The organism is Allobosea sp. GW821-FHT03A12 (assembly GCF_058986765.1).
Genome location: NZ_JBYSVZ010000001.1, coordinates 1,307,793 through 1,322,694 on the forward strand (window position 1 = coordinate 1,307,793; position 14,902 = coordinate 1,322,694).

The following is a 14,902-nucleotide window of genomic DNA, read 5'->3' on the forward strand; positions in this document are numbered from 1 at the left end:
GCGTCAGAGGCCGTAGCCCAGCAGCCGGAACCAGGTGAACACCGACAGCGAGATCAGGACGGCGCCGATGAAGCAGGTCACCAGCCCGTATTTCAGCTGGTCGAGCACCGAGAAATAGCCGGTCGCGAAGTAGATCGTGTTGACCTTCGAGTGCGGCGGCAGGGTGATCGTGTAGGTCAGCGTGAAGGAGGCGGCGAGGGCGAGCGTCACCGGGTTCATGCCGAGCGTCTTGGCCAGCGCGATGAAGGCCGGGATCATGATCGTGGTGCGCACGGTCTTCGAGGTGAAGATCATGTGGCTGAACATGCTCATGAAGATCACGACGACATAGACGGTCGCTGGCGCCATCGTCTCGAGGCCGAGCCCGTAGACCAGCTTGCCAATAATCCACTGCGCGCCCTTGGTCGATTCGAGGGCGTTGCCGGCAGCATAGGCGCCGGCGGCGAAGATCATCAGGTCCCATTTGATGTTGGCCTCCTTCCAGGTGATCAGGCCGATCCCGGGCATGAGGCAGAGCGTGGCGGCGATGACGGCGGTCATGTAGACGGAGAGGCCGAAGCCGTTGAACCAGGCTTCCTGATAGTCCTCGGTCGCCCAGAGCAGCAGCGTCAGGACGAAGATCACCATCGCCTTCTTCTCAGCGACGGTCAGCTTGCCGAGGTCGGCGAGCTGTTCCTTGAGCTTGGCCATGCCCTCCGAGAAGCCGGTCTCGCTGCGGAAGTCGAACAGCTTCAGGCCGACGAAGAAGGTCAGCAGCATGGTCAGGATCGCCGAGGGCATCGCGGCGAGCAGCCAGTCCATGTAGCCGATGTCGGTTCCGGCCTGCTCCTTGATGAACTTCACCGCGATCATGTTGGCGGCGGTGCCGGTCATCACGCCGGAGGTGGCGACGGCGTCGGCCTGGACACCGAGCAGCATCATCAGCCGGCCGAAATTGCTCTGGCCTGGAACGGCGCGATAGATCTCCAGCAGGATGACGCAGATCGGCACCATCAGGCTGGCGCGCGCCGTGGTCGAAGGCACGAAGAAGGCGAGCGCGAAATTGATGAAGATCAGGACCAGCAAGGTCCGCTTCGGCGTGCCGCCGAAGGAGGTGATCATCCACAAGGCGAAGCGGCGGGCGAGGTTGGACTTGACCATCGCCGCGGTCAGCACGAAGGCTGAGACCATCAGCCAGATCACGTCGAAGCCGAGTGTCTCGAAGGCGACGCGCTCCTTCACCGTCCCGGTCAGGGTCAGCGCGATGATCGCCAGCATCGAGGTGAGGTAGATCGGGATCGAGCCGGCAACCCAGAGCGTCAGGGCAGCGCAGAAGATCGCCAGCGCCTTCTGGCCGGAATAGCTGAGGCCCGTCGGTGTCGGCATCAGCAACAGCAAGGCGAAGACAGCAATCGCGAGCGGGATGCCGATCTTCTTCAGAACAGATTCGGTCTTTCCGCCGCCGGCCTCAGTGCCGCCGGAGAAATCCGCGGAGCCTAAGCTCTTCACTGCCTCGCCGCTCATGCGTCCCTCCCCGGAGCATCTTTTGCGGGACGATAGCTGTGGCGCATTCAAAACAAAAATTTAATATCTTTATTTACTTGATAATAGATCTCTATGAACTTGTGGGCGGAGCCTCGGTGCGGCTGAGGCAATGAAAAACGCCCGGATCGATGGCGATCCGGGCGCTTTCTGCATGTTAGTCTCGCGTCTTTCCGGGGCAGGCCGACAGGCCTGAGCCCGGAATCCAGAACCGATGGGATCGGGAACAAGCCACACCAGCCGCCGCGCCTCTCAGCAACCGGTATCGGTTCTGGATTCCGGGCCCTTCGCTCCGCGAAGTCCCGGAATGACGGGTGGTGGACGGCTCACGCCTGCTCGACATGCTCCTTGGCGACGAAGGCGATGCGGACCATATTAGTCGCGCCAGGCGTGCCGAAGGGGACGCCGGCGACAACGATCAGCCGGTCGCCTTCCTTGGCAAAGCCCTCGCGCACCGCGAACTTGCAGGCGCGGAAGGCCATGTCGTCGACGTCGCTGGCGTCCTTGGTGACGACAGAATGGACGCCCCAGACCAGAGTGAGGCGGCGCGCCGTGGCGGCGTTCGGCGTCAGCGCGACCACGGTCGAGTTCGGCCGCTCGCGGGCGATGCGGAAAGCGGTCGAGCCCGAGGAAGTCCAGGCGGCGATCGCCTTGAGATGGAGCGCGTCGGCGATCTCGTGCGCGGCCTTGGCGATGGCGTCGGCGCCGGTCGCCTCCGGCTCGGCCTTCTGCGACTCGAGGATCGAGCGGTAGATCGACTCGCTCTCCACCTCCTCGGCGATGCGGTTCATCATGGTCACCGCCTCGATCGGGTACTGGCCGGCGGCGCTCTCGGCCGAGAGCATCACGGCGTCGGCGCCCTCGAACACGGCGGTGGCGACGTCGGAGACCTCGGCGCGGGTCGGGACCGGCGCGGTGATCATGCTCTCCAGCATCTGGGTTGCAACCACGACCGGCTTGCCCATGCGCCGTGCCATCCGGGTCATGCGCTTTTGCGTGCCCGGCACCTTCTCGATCGGCATCTCGACACCGAGATCGCCGCGCGCCACCATGATCGCGTCGGAGGCCTCGATGATCTCCTCGAGCCGGGCCACCGCCTGCGGCTTCTCGATCTTGGCGAGCGCCAGCGCCCGGCCCTTCACGATCTTGCGCAGCTCCGCCATGTCTTCCGGCCGCTGCACGAAGGAGGCTGCGATCCAGTCGACGCCGATCTCGGCCGCGGCTTCGGCGTCGGAGCGGTCCTTCTCGGTCATGGCCGAGACCGGGATCGTGGTGTCGGGCAGGCTGACGCCCTTGCGCGAGGAAAGCCGGCCGCCGACGATCACCTTGGTCACCGCCTGCTTCGGCGAAGCCTTCTCGACGACGAGGCGGATCTTGCCATCGTCGAGGATGAGGTGATGACCGGGCTCCAGTGCCGACAGGATCTCCGGATGTGGCAGGTGCACGCGCTTGACGGTTCCGGGCGCCGGGTCGGCGTCGAGGATGAAGCGGGCATCCTTCTCCAGCATCACGCCGCCATCGCCGCCGAACTGGCCGACGCGCAGCTTCGGCCCCTGCAGATCGGCGAGGATGCCGACCGGGCGGCGGAATTCCTTCTCCAACCCGCGCAGCATCGCGACCCTGGCAGGCAAGTCCTCGCGCTGGGTATGGCTCATATTGATGCGGAAGACGTCGACGCCCGCCTTGAACAGGGCGGCGCACATCTCGGGAGTGGACGAGGCTGGCCCCAGCGTCGCGATGATCTTGATCCGCCGTTCCCGCCTCATCACGTCATTCCCCCTTCAAAAAACTCATTTGGGCCCGCTTCCGGCAGGCCTCGCCGATTCAAACGATCAGGGCAAGCGATTTGCTGCACCGCATCACGGACGCGGCGCGGCGCCGGCCGTATCGGTGAGCTGGATCGTCCAGCCCTTCTGCTCGCCAGTGTCGACCTCGAAGAAGCCGGAGCGCTCATAGCCGCGCGCCAGGCAATCCTCGATGCCGCGGATGGTGAATTCCTTGTTGCGCGTGCACATGACGGATTTGCCGGTCCATTCGCCGCCCTTGTCGTAGTCGACGGCATGGACGTAGTAGAAGCGCGCCGCCAGCGTTCCGCGCAGCAGGGTCTCGCAGGCGCGCGGCGCCAGGTTCCACCAGCCTTCGGTGACCCAGCCCTGGGCATCGCGATAACCGAGCGCGATGCCGACGCGGCTGCCCGTCGTGTTGCACATGCGCAAATCCGCCAGCGCCGGGCCGGCGCCGGCCAGGAGCAGCCCTCCTGCGAGCAGGATCGAATGGAGACGTGCGCTTCGGCTCATGAATTGGTTCTTGGATCGATCAGAATCACGCGGCAATCGTTGACATTGGTCAGGGTCGGGCCGGTCTGCAACAGGTCGCCGAGAGCCGAGAAGAAACCGGTCGAGTCGTTCTGGGCCAGCGATTGGGCAGGATCGAGGCCAAGAGCGCTGGCGCGCGCCAGCGTCGTCTCGTCGATCACCGCGCCGGCCGGGTCGGTCGCCTCGCCGCCGCCGCCATCGGTGCCGTCGGTGTCGCCAGAGAGCGCGACGATGCCGGGCTCGCCGGCGAGGGCGATCGCCAGGGCCAGCGCGAATTCCTGGTTCGGTCCGCCGCGGCCATTGCCGGCGATGGTGACGGTGAGCTCGCCGCCGGAGATCAGCGCGGCGCGGCGGCCGGCAGCCTTCAGCTCGCGCGCGCGCTTCGCCTGGGCGGCGGCGACGTCGCGCGCCTCGCCTTCGAGATCGGGGCCGAGATCGATCGGCTCGTAGCCGGCCTCGGCCGCGGCCTTGACCGCTGCGGCGATTGCGTCGGCCGGACGGGCGACGATGCGGTACTCGCTGCCGGCGAAGGCGGGATCGCCGGGCTTGGGCGTCTCGCTGGCATCGTCGGCGAGCAGGGCCTGCGCGGCCGGAGGCAGCGTCAACCCATAGCGGGCGACGATGGCGCGGGCATCGGCCATCGTGCTCGGATCGGGCACGGTCGGGCCCGAGGCGATCGCAGCGGGGTCGTCATGCGGCACGTCGGAAACGGCGAGGGTCAGCAGCTTCGCCAGTGCCGCGGCGAGGGCGAGCCGGCCGCCCTTGATGCGCGACAGCCGCTTGCGGACGATGTTCATCTCGCCGATCGGCGCGCCGGAACGCAGCAGTGCCTTGTTGACCGCCTGCTTCTCGGCGAGCGTGAGCGTGCCGGCTGGCGCGACCCAGTTGGCCGAGCCGCCGCCGGAGAGCAGCACCAGGACGAGATCGTCGGCGGTGGCTGACGCGGCGAGCTCGAGCGCCCGCGTCGCGCTGGCGATGCTGCCTTCGTCGGGCACGGGATGGCCGGCGGCCAGCATCGGGATGTGGCGGGTCGGCGCCTCGTAGCCGTGGCGGGCGACGGCATGGCCGAGGAACCGGTCCGGCGAGAGCTTCAGCGTGTCGAGGTAATGGGCTTCCGCCAACTGGGTCATGCTGCCGGCGGCCTTGCCGGCTGCGAGCAGGATCAGGCGGCCGTTCGGCGGCGGGGGCGGCAGATGCGCTGCAAGCCAGCTGCGCGGATGGGCTCTGTCCACGGCCGCGTCGAAGATCCGGCGGGCGATCCGATGCCGCTCCGCGATTGCATCCTGCCGCTGCTCCAAGCGCCGTCCCCGTGCGAATCTGCTGGTGGCATCGACTTTCGTCTTAGCCGCTTATCGGCCTCTTACTAGAGCATGTCCGGCGAAAGTGGATACCGCATTTGCGATCAGGATATGTTCCAGGATGTTGTGGTCGCGCGAATTCTTGTCGCGTGCCGTTCCGGGCAAGCCGAAAGCGCGCTATGCCGCGCCGGCGCGGGCACAGCTCGCGATGTGACGGGGTGGTCCGAGGTCATGATGCGTGCGGACGAGGGCTTGCAGGGCGGTGTTCCGGTGCGGCAGCCTGGCGATGTCGAGATCATTCCCGGCGATCCGGCGACAGGCATCCTGCTGCTGTGCGACCATGCGACGAATGCGATTCCGGCCGAGCTCGGCCTGCTCGGCCTGCCGCCGCAGCAGCTCGAACGCCACATCGCCTATGACATCGGCGCGGCCGAGATGACGCGCGCGATGGCGCAGGCGCTCGGCGCTCCCGCCGTGCTCAGCAATTTCTCGCGCCTGCTGATCGATCCCAATCGTGGCCGCGACGATCCGACCCTGGTGATGCGGATCTCGGACGGCGCGATCGTGCCGGGCAATGCCCGCATCGACGAGGCCGGCATCGCCGAGCGGATCGTGCGCTATTACGCGCCCTATGACGCAGCGATCGATGGCGCGATCGAGACGGCTATCGCCGCCGGCCATCCGCCGGCGATCGTCTCGCTGCACTCCTTCACGCCGTTCTGGAAGGGCGTGCCGCGGCCCTGGCATGCAGGCGTTCTCTGGGACAGGGAAGGGCGGCTCGCGCAGGCGCTGATCGCGGCATTGCAGGCGGAGGGCGATCTGATCGTCGGCGACAACGAGCCCTACAACGGCGGCCTGCCGGGCGACACGATCGACCGCCATGCCACGCGCCGCGGCCTGCTCGATGCGCTGATCGAGATCAGGCAGGACCTGATCGGCGAGCCGCATGCGGCCCGTGCCTGGGGCTTCAGGCTGGCGCGATTGCTGCCGGGAGCGCTCGCTGCAGCGCGAGAGATGTGAACTTCGGGCCGTTCCTGCTTGACCTCGGCGCCCATCCTTGCGAACCCCTGCGGCCAATTTCCGAAGAAGGGTTTTGAGAATGGACGATCCGGTTCAGGGCGATCAGCTCAAGAGCATCGTGCAGCGCATCGAGCGGCTCGAGGAAGAGAAGAAGACGATCGCCGACGACATCAAGGAGGTCTATGCCGAGGCCAAGGGCAACGGCTACGACGTCAAGGTTCTGCGCAAGGTGATCGCGCTGCGCAAGCGCGACCTCGACGAGCGCAAGGAGGAAGAGGCGATCCTCGACCTCTATCTGCAGGCGGTCGGCGAGAGCGCCTGAGGCGGAGTGCGCGAGCTTTCGCGCACCAGCCATGATCAAACCGGAATCGTCTCGACCTCGCGACTGACGGGCAGGGAAGACGGTTCCGGTCGCCTTGGCGAGCTGGCTCGCCCTTAGAGCCCGCCCGGCAGCTCCCCCGCGCGCCAGCCGGCGGCAATCTCCCTCAGCGCCGCGATGAAGATCTGGGCCGACAGGGACAGGACGGCGTCGGCGCGCGTCGTCAGGCCGACCGGCCCCAGCGTGTCCTCGGTATGGGCCGGTAGCAACGCCAGCAGGCCGCTGGCGACGTCCTCGGCGACCACACCTTCTGAAATGAACCAGATCGCATCGGTCTGCCTGAGATAGCCGCGGGCGAAGGAGTCCGAGACGGTCTCGATCACGCCCGAGCGTGGTTGGATCGAATTGGCGATCATGTAGCGCTCGACCGTCGAGCTGATCACCGAGCCCGGCGGCGGCATGAGCAATTGATGCTGCGCGATCGCAGTCGGGGCGAAAGCCTCCGCATGAAGCAAGGGGTGCTCCGGCCGGACCACCAGGCCGATCCGCTCGGAATAGAGGTGCTCGAAATTGAAGCCGGTCATCGTCTCCGGCGCGGCCATGCGCCCGATGACGAGATCGACATCGCCGAGCCGCAGCTGCGTCATGAGCACGTCGTTCGCCCCGGTCACGACCCGGGGCCTCAGGCGTTCATAGCGCTGCGTCAGATGGGCGATGGTGGCCGGCAGGATGCGGGCCGACGCCGTCGGCAGGGCGCCGACGGTGAGGGCGTGCTCAGGCGACATCTCGTCGCCGCCCACCATCCGGACGCCCTGCTTCAGCGCCGTGACGCTGGCGCTGGCATAGCGCAGGAAGATCTCGCCCGAACTGGTGAGCAGCATGGTCCGGCGATTGGGCTCGAACAGGGCGATGCCGAGAACACATTCGAGCTCCTGCACGGTCTTGGAGATCGCGGGCTGGCTGACATGAAGCACCGCAGCCGCCTTGACGACGCTCTTCAGCCGCGCAACCTCGATGAAGCAGCGCAAATGGCGGAACTTGATGCGCCGATCCATCGCCGACAGGAGCGGCTCGGCCATGGCTCGATAACCCCCTGGTTATTATCTTAGGCAGTGATTTCATTTAACATAAGAGTTTCGCTGCTGCATATTCCCGGCACAAGCAGAGGCCGGCAGCTTTGGCACCGGCGGCCCAGGCAAAAAGACGATCGCCTTCGTCGCATCCGGCGACGAGTGGACTTCGAGGAAACAACAAGGGTTTTCCCGCATGAGCGAAGCCTTCATCTGCGCCTATGTCCGCACGCCGATCGGCCGTTTCGGCGGCTCCCTGTCTTCGGTGCGGGCGGACGATCTCGGCGCCGTGCCGCTGAAGGCCCTGATCGAGCGCAATCCGGGCGTTGATTTCGGTGCCATCGACGACGTGATCTTCGGCTGCGCCAACCAGGCGGGTGAGGACAACCGCAACGTTGCGCGGATGTCGCTGCTGCTCGCCGGCCTGCCGAAGGAGGTGCCCGGCACGACCATGAACCGGCTCTGCGGCTCAGGGATGGATGCGGTCATTGCCGCGGCCCGGGCGATCAAGGCCGGCGAGGCCGAACTGATGATCGCCGGCGGCGTCGAGAGCATGTCGCGGGCGCCCTTCGTCCTGCCCAAGGCCGACAGCGCCTTCTCGCGCCATGCCGAGATCCACGACACCACCATCGGCTGGCGCTTCATCAACCCGCTGATGAAGGCGCAGTACGGCGTCGATTCCATGCCGGAGACCGGCGAGAACGTCGCGGCCGACTGCAAGATCAGCCGCGGCGATCAGGATGCCTTCGCGCTGCGCTCGCAGCTCAAGGCCGTGGCAGCCCAGCAGAACGGCCGTCTCGGCAAGGAGATCGTGCCGGTCGTCATCCCGCAACGCAAGGGTGACCCGATCCGCGTCGAGAGCGACGAGCATCCGCGCGGCGACACCACGCTGGAGAAGCTCGCCAAGCTGCCGACGCCCTTCAGGAAGGAAGGCGGCACGGTCACCGCCGGCAACGCTTCGGGCGTCAATGACGGCGCCGCGGCGCTGATCGTCGCCTCCGAGAAGGCCGTGGCGAAATACGGCCTGACCCCGCTGGCGCGCGTCCTTGGTGGTGCCACCGGCGGCGTCGCGCCGCGCGTGATGGGCCTCGGGCCGATCCCGGCGACGCGCAAGCTCTGCGAGCGGCTGGGCATCAAACCCGGCGACTTCGACATCGTCGAGCTGAACGAGGCCTTCGCCAGCCAGGGCATCGCCGTGCTGCGCGAACTCGGCATCCCGGAAGACGGGGATTTCGTGAACCCCAATGGCGGCGCGATCGCGCTTGGCCATCCGCTCGGCATGTCCGGCGCCCGCATCGCCGGCACCGCCGCGCTGGAACTGTCGCTCACCGGCAAGCGCCGCGCGCTCGCCACCATGTGCATCGGTGTCGGCCAGGGCATCGCCATCGGACTCGAACGCGCCTGACAGCTAGCTGCCAAGGCAACCAAACGACAACGGGAGTGAAACTGAATGACACAGAAGGTCTATGACAGTCCGGCGGCGGCCCTCGATGGGCTGCTGTTCGACGGGATGACGATCATGTCGGGTGGCTTCGGCCTGTCGGGCAATCCCGAGAGCCTGATCCCGCAGATCCGCGATTCCGGCGTGAAGAACATCACCGTGATCTCGAACAATGCCGGCGCCGACGGCTTCGGCCTGTGGATGCTGCTGCAGACCCGGCAGATCAAGAAGATGATCGCGTCTTACGTGGGCGAGAACAAGCTGTTCGAGCAGCAATACCTCTCCGGCGAGCTCGAGCTCGAACTCAACCCGCAGGGCACGCTGGCCGAGCGCATCCGCGCCGGCGGCGCCGGCATTCCGGCCTTCTACACTCGCACCGGCGTTGGCACCGTCGTCGCCGAGGGCAAGCCGGTCGAGGAGTTCGAGGGCCAGCTCTACGTCCGCGAGACCTGGCTGCGCGCCGACCTTGCCATCGTCAAGGCCTGGAAGGCCGACACCGCCGGCAACCTCGTCTACCGGCGCACTGCCCGCAACTTCAACCCGAACATGGCGACCGCCGGCAAGGTCACCGTCGCCGAGGTCGAGGAGATCGTCCCGGTCGGCTCGCTCGATCCTGAGGCGATCCATACGCCCGGGATCTATGTCGACCGCCTGATCAAGAGCACGATCAACGAGAAGAAGATCGAGAAGCTCACCGAGCGCAAAAGGGAGACCGCCTGATGGCCTGGACCCGTGAACAGGTGGCCGCCCGTGCCGCCAAGGAGCTGCAGGACGGCTTCTACGTCAATCTCGGCATCGGCATCCCGACGCTGGTGGCGAACTACATCCCCGAAGGCGTCGACGTGACGCTCCAGTCGGAGAACGGCCTGCTCGGCATCGGTCCCTTTCCCTATGAGGGCGAGGCCGATCCCGACCTGATCAATGCCGGCAAGCAGACGATCACGGTCCTGCCCAGCTCGAGCTTCTTCTCCTCGGCCGACTCGTTCGCGATGATCCGCGGCGGCCATATCGACCTCACCATCCTCGGCGCCATGGAAGTGGCGGCGAATGGCGACATCGCCAACTGGACCATTCCCGGCAAGATGGTGAAGGGCATGGGCGGCGCGATGGATCTCGTCGCAGGCGTCAAGAAGGTCATCGTCGTGATGGATCACGCCAACAAGGCGGGGGAATCAAAGGTGCTGGAGCGCTGCTCGTTGCCGCTGACCGGGCAGGGCGTGGTCGACCTGATCATCACCGATCTCTGCGTCATGGCCTGCGACAAGGCCAAGGGCGGCGGGCTGACCCTGATCGAACTGGCACCCGACGTCACGCTCGACGAGGTCAAGGCCAAGACGGCTGCCCCGTTTGCTGTGGCGCCGGAGCTGGCAAAGGCCGCCTGAACCAGCACCTTCGCGCAAGAAACAGAAAAGCCCGCCCGGCGATTGCGCCGGGCGGGCTTTTCTATCGGGCCATGGGTGTCAGGCTGCACGACATTACGAATGGCTCAATTGGGTTGGATGCGGGCCTTGAGCGTCAGCCACGCCGATGCCGCTGAGCGGCACGCACTCGGCGCTCCAACTCATCCATGATGTCCTTGATCTCGCAATCCAGAACATAAAGGTCGCCCAGCGAGCGCCCATTTAACGGCCCGCCATACATGAGACCCATGGCCCGATAAAAAATTCGACCGTGCAATGGACCTCTGCCGAAGGGCATCGCAGCCCCGGTCTTATACAGCCATCGATTCGCACCATCGCCGGCGTGGGGTGAAAGCCATTCGCGATAAGCGATGCTCTTTTCGAGATGCGAGGCTAACGCTTCATCGCTGAGTTTGGCGAGGTCGCCCCGAAGGTTGATGCCGAGCCTCACGTGTTGCTGTTCCCGTTCGGTCCTTTAGGTACCAGGCCATCGCCGTCGGTATTCATCGAGAGATATATAGTTTGATTGCCAAGGCTTGAATAGCGTGTCGGAAACTAAAAGCCCAATCAAAGTAGATACGAAAAATAATATAATCCAGTATGCCTTCATCAAATTTTCCGCGGAAGGCGGCTTTCCGGATTCCGTTTCATTCCAAGTTTCTAGACTAGGGCCGGTTGCCTTACGAAGCCATGCGCCAATGCGTTTCCTGAAGGCAAAACTTACGAGATATATCGGAAGCAAAATGGCAAGGTCATGTAGCTCGACGTTAAATCGCATTTCAGCAATCCAAGACCTGTCTGATGCAATGCACCTCTTATACTACGAAAAATCGAGACGCCGACTTTCAAACGGCAACTGTGAGTCGAAGGCAGATTTCCCAGCTAGGAGCGGATCAACTCCTGGAATCCTGAGCAGTGGACGTCGGCAGCGATGTCCACGTCGACGTTGAGGATCTCAATTTCGGATGCTGCTGCAAGCTCTTGGATATGCCGGACGAGTGCAATGACGGCGTCTGGATGGCTCTGCACAGCCAGCTTGGGGTACAGAAACCCGCCCTCAATGTCCTCAAGGTTGACCGCATTAATTGCCATCAACTTCTCGGCCATCAATGCAAGGCGCGGCTGCGAGCCGGTTAGGTAGAAGGTAAGCCACCAATCTGGAACATCGAATCCGGGTAGCGCTCGAATGACGCGTACGCGATCAGCGATATCTGCAGTCATCATCTGCCGAGCTTTTTTGTTTCTGCCGGTCGCTCCCAACCTATCAGCCAGCGAGCAGGACACCGTGCAGCCCGATGAGACCGGGCTGCACGGTGGGTGCGATCAGGCGATTTTGGGCAGCAGCTCGTCGAGGCTCTTCTTGGCGTCGCCATAGAACATCCGTGTGTTCTCCTTGTAGAAGAGCGGGTTCTCGATGCCGGAATAGCCGGTGCCCTGGCCGCGCTTGGAAACGAAGACCTGCTTCGCCTTCCAGACCTCGAGCACCGGCATGCCGGCGATCGGCGAGTTCGGGTCCTCCTGCGCCGCCGGATTGACGATGTCATTCGAGCCGATGACGATCGCGACGTCCGTGGACGGGAAGTCCTCGTTGATCTCGTCCATCTCCATGACGATGTCGTAGGGCACCTTCGCCTCGGCGAGCAGCACGTTCATATGGCCCGGCAGGCGGCCGGCCACCGGGTGGATGGCGAAGCGCACCTCCTTGCCGGCGGAGCGCAGCTTGCGGGTCAGCTCCGAGACCGATTGCTGCGCCTGCGCCACCGCCATGCCGTAGCCGGGCACGATGATGACGCTGTCGGCATCGTTCAGCGCGGTGGCGACGCCGTCGACGTCGATCGCGATCTGCTCGCCCTCGATCGCCTGCGCCGGTCCGGTGGTGTTGCCGAAGCCGCCGAGGATGACCGAGATGAAGGAGCGGTTCATCGCCTTGCACATGATGTAGCTGAGGATCGCGCCCGACGAGCCGACCAGTGCGCCGACGACGATCAGGAGGTCGTTGCCGAGTGTGAAGCCGATCGCCGCCGCCGCCCAGCCCGAATAGCTGTTCAGCATCGAGACCACGACCGGCATGTCGGCGCCGCCGATGCCCATGATCAGGTGGTAGCCGATGAAGAAGGCGAGCAGTGTCATCAGGAACAGCGCCCAGAAGCCGGCGCCGTTCACATAGACAATCAGCAGCAGCAGCGAGAGCGCTGCGGCGCCGGCGTTGAGCATATGGCCGCCGGGCAGCTTCTTGGCCTTGCCGTCGACCTTTCCGGCGAGCTTGCCGAAGGCGATGATCGAGCCGGTGAAGGTGACCGCGCCGATGAAGACGCCGAGGAAGACTTCGACCTTCAGAATGCTGATTTCGACCCCGGTCTTGTGTGCCAGCACGCCGGCAAAGCCCGTCAGCGCCTCGCGGGCGGCCGCGTCGAGCTTCATCACCGCTGCGAGCTCGATATGGGCGTTGAAGCCGATCAGCACCGCCGCGAGGCCGACGAAGGAGTGCAGCGCTGCGACCAGCTGCGGCATCTCGGTCATCTGCACCTTCATCGCCACCTGCCAGCCGATGGCGGCGGCGATGGCGAACATGACGATGACGAGCCAGAGCTTGCCGCTGCCGGGGCCGAAGACCGTGGCGATGACGGCGAGCGCCATGCCGACGATGCCGTACCAGACCGCGCGCTTGGCGCTTTCCTGGTTCGAGAGGCCGCCGAGGGAGAGGATGAACAGGATGGCGGCGGAGATGTAGGCCGCAGAAACGATACCGATGCTCACTGCGGCCCCCTCAGGACTTCTGGAACATGGCGAGCATCCGGCGCGTGACCAGGAAGCCGCCGACGATGTTGATGGAGGCGATCAGCACCGAGATCATCGCCAGGAAGGTGACGAGCCAGCTGGATGAGCCGATCTGCAAGAGCGCACCGAGCACGATGATGCCGGAGATCGCGTTGGTGACGGCCATCAACGGCGTGTGCAGCGAATGCGACACGTTCCAGATCACCTGGAAGCCGACGAAGCAGGCGAGGGCGAAGACGATAAAATGGCTCATGAAGCTCACCGGCGCATAGGCGCCGACGATCAGCATCAGCACCGTGCCGACGCCGAGCAGCATCAGCTGGGACTGGGTCTGCGCCTTGAAGACGGCCGCTTCCTGCGCCCGCTTCTCCTCCGGCGTCAGCTCCTTGGCCTTTTCCTTCGGCTTCTGCGCCGCGATCGCGGCGACCTTGGGCGGCGGCGGCGGGAAGGTGATGGCGCCCTCGAAGGTCACCGTCGCGCCACGGATGACGTCATCCTCCATGTTGTGGACGGGCTTGCCGTCCTTGGCCGGCGTCAGGTCCGTCATCATGTGGCGGATATTGGTGGCGTAGAGCGTCGAGGACTGGGCCGCCATCCGGCTCGGGAAGTCGGTGTAGCCGACGATCGTCACGCCATTGGGCGTGACGATCTTCTCGTCCGGCTTGGTCAGCTCGCAATTGCCGCCGCGCTCGGCGGCGAGGTCGACGATGACTGAGCCGGGCTTCATCGCCTCGACCATGTCCCTGGTCCACAGCACCGGCGCGTCGCGGCCGGGGATCAGCGCGGTGGTGATGACGATGTCGATCTGCGGAGCGAGCTCGCGGAACTTCTTGAGCTGGGCCTCGCGGAACTCGGGGCTGGAGGGGGCGGCATAGCCGCCGGTCGCGGCGCCGTCCTGCTGCTGGCCCTTGAAGTCGAGGAAGACGAACTGCGCACCCATCGATTCGATCTGCTCGGCGACTTCCGGGCGGACGTCGAAGGCATAGGTGATGGCGCCGAGCGAGGTCGCGGTACCGATGGCGGCAAGGCCGGCGACGCCGGCGCCGACCACCAGCACCTTGGCCGGCGGCACCTTGCCGGCCGCAGTGATCTGGCCGGTGAAGAAGCGGCCGAAATTATTGCCGGCCTCGATCACGGCGCGGTAGCCGGCGATGTTGGCCATGGACGAGAGCGCGTCCATCTTCTGGGCGCGCGAGATGCGCGGCACCATGTCCATGGCGATGACGTTGGCGTCCTTATCCTTGCAAAGCTCCAAGAGCTCCTTGTTCTGCGCGGGATAGAAGAACGAGATCAGCGTCTTGCCGGCCTTGAGGCGCTCGACTTCCGAGGTCTCGGGCGGGCGCACCTTGGCGATGATGTCGGCTTCGTCCCAGAGCGCGGCGGCGCTGTCGACCACCGTGACCCCGGCGGTCCGGTAGGCCTCGTCGGTGAAGCCTGCGGCAATGCCGGCTCCGGTCTCGATGAGGCAGTCATAGCCAAGCTTCTGCAGCTGCAGCGCGCTGTCGGGCGTCATCGCCACGCGTGCCTCACCCGCGAAGAGTTCCTTAGGCGAACCGATCTTCACTATGCTCCCCCTCCTGCTGTGAGCCCGGCCATTCAGCCTAGCGAGCAACTGCGAAACGTGCAGCCCTTTCCCTATGGCATCCGACAGGCGCGGCGTCTTTGCAAGCGCCGAGGCGAGCACCGGGCAGATCGAGCCGCCTGGTCGGCGGGCCCGGGACCAGCATCTGGCGCGCGCAA

At 65.3% G+C, this 14,902-nt stretch carries 14 protein-coding genes; 5 read left to right on the forward strand and 9 right to left on the reverse strand.

The genetic code is table 11. The features are described 5' to 3' along the window. Nucleotides 1-3: 3 nt before the first annotated feature. The 4 genes from AC3WLC_RS06160 to AC3WLC_RS06175 all read right to left on the reverse strand — a co-directional run bounded on the left by AC3WLC_RS06160 (nt 4) and on the right by AC3WLC_RS06175 (nt 5,134). Nucleotides 4-1,503 (reverse strand): SLC13 family permease, encoded by a 1,500-nt coding sequence (locus AC3WLC_RS06160; RefSeq protein WP_493683039.1) that lies wholly within the window; start codon nt 1,501-1,503, stop codon nt 4-6. A gap of 344 nt (nt 1,504-1,847) precedes the next feature. Continuing rightward, nucleotides 1,848-3,287 carry a pyruvate kinase gene (gene pyk / locus AC3WLC_RS06165; protein WP_493683040.1) on the reverse strand — a complete coding sequence of 480 codons (1,440 nt, stop codon included), beginning with the start codon at nt 3,285-3,287 and terminating at the stop codon, nt 1,848-1,850. Nucleotides 3,288-3,380: 93 nt separating this feature from the next. Further along, nucleotides 3,381-3,818, reverse strand: a complete 438-nt coding sequence (locus AC3WLC_RS06170; RefSeq protein WP_291676458.1) for a DUF1036 domain-containing protein — start codon at nt 3,816-3,818, stop codon at nt 3,381-3,383. After that, complete coding sequence (locus tag AC3WLC_RS06175; RefSeq protein WP_493683041.1) at nt 3,815-5,134, reverse strand: glycerate kinase type-2 family protein; 1,320 nt, start codon at nt 5,132-5,134, stop codon at nt 3,815-3,817. The genes AC3WLC_RS06170 and AC3WLC_RS06175 overlap by 4 nt, the downstream gene beginning before the upstream one ends. Before the next feature lie 234 nt (nt 5,135-5,368). Here AC3WLC_RS06175 and AC3WLC_RS06180 point away from each other — a divergent pair, with 234 nt between their 5' ends. Together AC3WLC_RS06180 and AC3WLC_RS06185 are read left to right on the forward strand one after the other, a co-directional pair. Next, the gene (locus tag AC3WLC_RS06180; protein ID WP_493683042.1) at nt 5,369-6,154 is read left to right on the forward strand and encodes an N-formylglutamate amidohydrolase; all 786 of its coding nucleotides are present in this window, start codon (nt 5,369-5,371) and stop codon (nt 6,152-6,154) included. Between the two features lie 79 nt (nt 6,155-6,233). After that, nucleotides 6,234-6,476, forward strand: coding sequence for a DUF2312 domain-containing protein (locus AC3WLC_RS06185; protein WP_377799637.1), 243 nt, complete (start codon nt 6,234-6,236; stop codon nt 6,474-6,476). Between the two features lie 113 nt (nt 6,477-6,589). On the opposite strand, the gene pcaQ is transcribed toward AC3WLC_RS06185, so the two are convergent. Next, a complete protein-coding gene (pcaQ, locus tag AC3WLC_RS06190; protein WP_493683043.1) occupies nt 6,590-7,552 on the reverse strand; it encodes a pca operon transcription factor PcaQ in 963 nt (320 codons plus the stop codon). Nucleotides 7,553-7,739: 187 nt separating this feature from the next. Here pcaQ and pcaF point away from each other — a divergent pair, with 187 nt between their 5' ends. From pcaF to AC3WLC_RS06205, 3 genes are read left to right on the forward strand one after another with little or no spacing between them, the layout of a single operon-like run. Further along, nucleotides 7,740-8,948, forward strand: coding sequence for a 3-oxoadipyl-CoA thiolase (gene pcaF, locus AC3WLC_RS06195; protein ID WP_493683044.1), 1,209 nt, complete (start codon nt 7,740-7,742; stop codon nt 8,946-8,948). A 45-nt stretch (nt 8,949-8,993) separates the two neighbouring features. Next, nucleotides 8,994-9,704: a CoA transferase subunit A gene (locus AC3WLC_RS06200; protein WP_100963521.1), complete on the forward strand. Its 711-nt coding sequence runs from the start codon at nt 8,994-8,996 to the stop codon at nt 9,702-9,704. Beyond that, a complete protein-coding gene (locus AC3WLC_RS06205) occupies nt 9,704-10,366 on the forward strand; it encodes a 3-oxoacid CoA-transferase subunit B (RefSeq protein WP_493683045.1) in 663 nt (220 codons plus the stop codon). The genes AC3WLC_RS06200 and AC3WLC_RS06205 overlap by 1 nt, the downstream gene beginning before the upstream one ends. 133 nt (nt 10,367-10,499) lie before the next feature. Here AC3WLC_RS06205 and AC3WLC_RS06210 read toward each other — a convergent pair whose 3' ends face one another. The 4 genes from AC3WLC_RS06210 to AC3WLC_RS06225 form a co-directional block, all read right to left on the reverse strand. Continuing rightward, nucleotides 10,500-10,835, reverse strand: coding sequence for a hypothetical protein (locus AC3WLC_RS06210; protein WP_493683046.1), 336 nt, complete (start codon nt 10,833-10,835; stop codon nt 10,500-10,502). Between the two features lie 431 nt (nt 10,836-11,266). Further along, nucleotides 11,267-11,608 (reverse strand): hypothetical protein, encoded by a 342-nt coding sequence (locus AC3WLC_RS06215; RefSeq protein WP_493683047.1) that lies wholly within the window; start codon nt 11,606-11,608, stop codon nt 11,267-11,269. Nucleotides 11,609-11,707: 99 nt separating this feature from the next. Continuing rightward, entirely contained in the window at nt 11,708-13,141 is a 1,434-nt protein-coding gene (locus AC3WLC_RS06220; RefSeq protein WP_493683048.1) for an NAD(P)(+) transhydrogenase (Re/Si-specific) subunit beta, read from the reverse strand. Between the two features lie 10 nt (nt 13,142-13,151). Continuing rightward, complete coding sequence (locus tag AC3WLC_RS06225; RefSeq protein WP_493683049.1) at nt 13,152-14,726, reverse strand: Re/Si-specific NAD(P)(+) transhydrogenase subunit alpha; 1,575 nt, start codon at nt 14,724-14,726, stop codon at nt 13,152-13,154. Between the last annotated feature and the right edge of the window lie 176 nt (nt 14,727-14,902).

What these genes read in the sequence shown, in the direction of transcription:
- AC3WLC_RS06160 (WP_493683039.1), bottom strand. Translation starts at nt 1,503, where the DNA reads ATGAGCGGCGAGGCAGTGAAGAGCTTAGGCTCCGCGGATTTCTCCGGC.
- pyk (WP_493683040.1), bottom strand. Translation starts at nt 3,287, where the DNA reads ATGAGGCGGGAACGGCGGATCAAGATCATCGCGACGCTGGGGCCAGCC.
- AC3WLC_RS06170 (WP_291676458.1), bottom strand. Translation starts at nt 3,818, where the DNA reads ATGAGCCGAAGCGCACGTCTCCATTCGATCCTGCTCGCAGGAGGGCTG.
- AC3WLC_RS06180 (WP_493683042.1), top strand. Translation starts at nt 5,369, where the DNA reads ATGCGTGCGGACGAGGGCTTGCAGGGCGGTGTTCCGGTGCGGCAGCCT.
- AC3WLC_RS06185 (WP_377799637.1), top strand. Translation starts at nt 6,234, where the DNA reads ATGGACGATCCGGTTCAGGGCGATCAGCTCAAGAGCATCGTGCAGCGC.
- pcaQ (WP_493683043.1), bottom strand. Translation starts at nt 7,552, where the DNA reads ATGGCCGAGCCGCTCCTGTCGGCGATGGATCGGCGCATCAAGTTCCGC.
- pcaF (WP_493683044.1), top strand. Translation starts at nt 7,740, where the DNA reads ATGAGCGAAGCCTTCATCTGCGCCTATGTCCGCACGCCGATCGGCCGT.
- AC3WLC_RS06200 (WP_100963521.1), top strand. Translation starts at nt 8,994, where the DNA reads ATGACACAGAAGGTCTATGACAGTCCGGCGGCGGCCCTCGATGGGCTG.
- AC3WLC_RS06205 (WP_493683045.1), top strand. Translation starts at nt 9,704, where the DNA reads ATGGCCTGGACCCGTGAACAGGTGGCCGCCCGTGCCGCCAAGGAGCTG.
- AC3WLC_RS06215 (WP_493683047.1), bottom strand. Translation starts at nt 11,608, where the DNA reads ATGATGACTGCAGATATCGCTGATCGCGTACGCGTCATTCGAGCGCTA.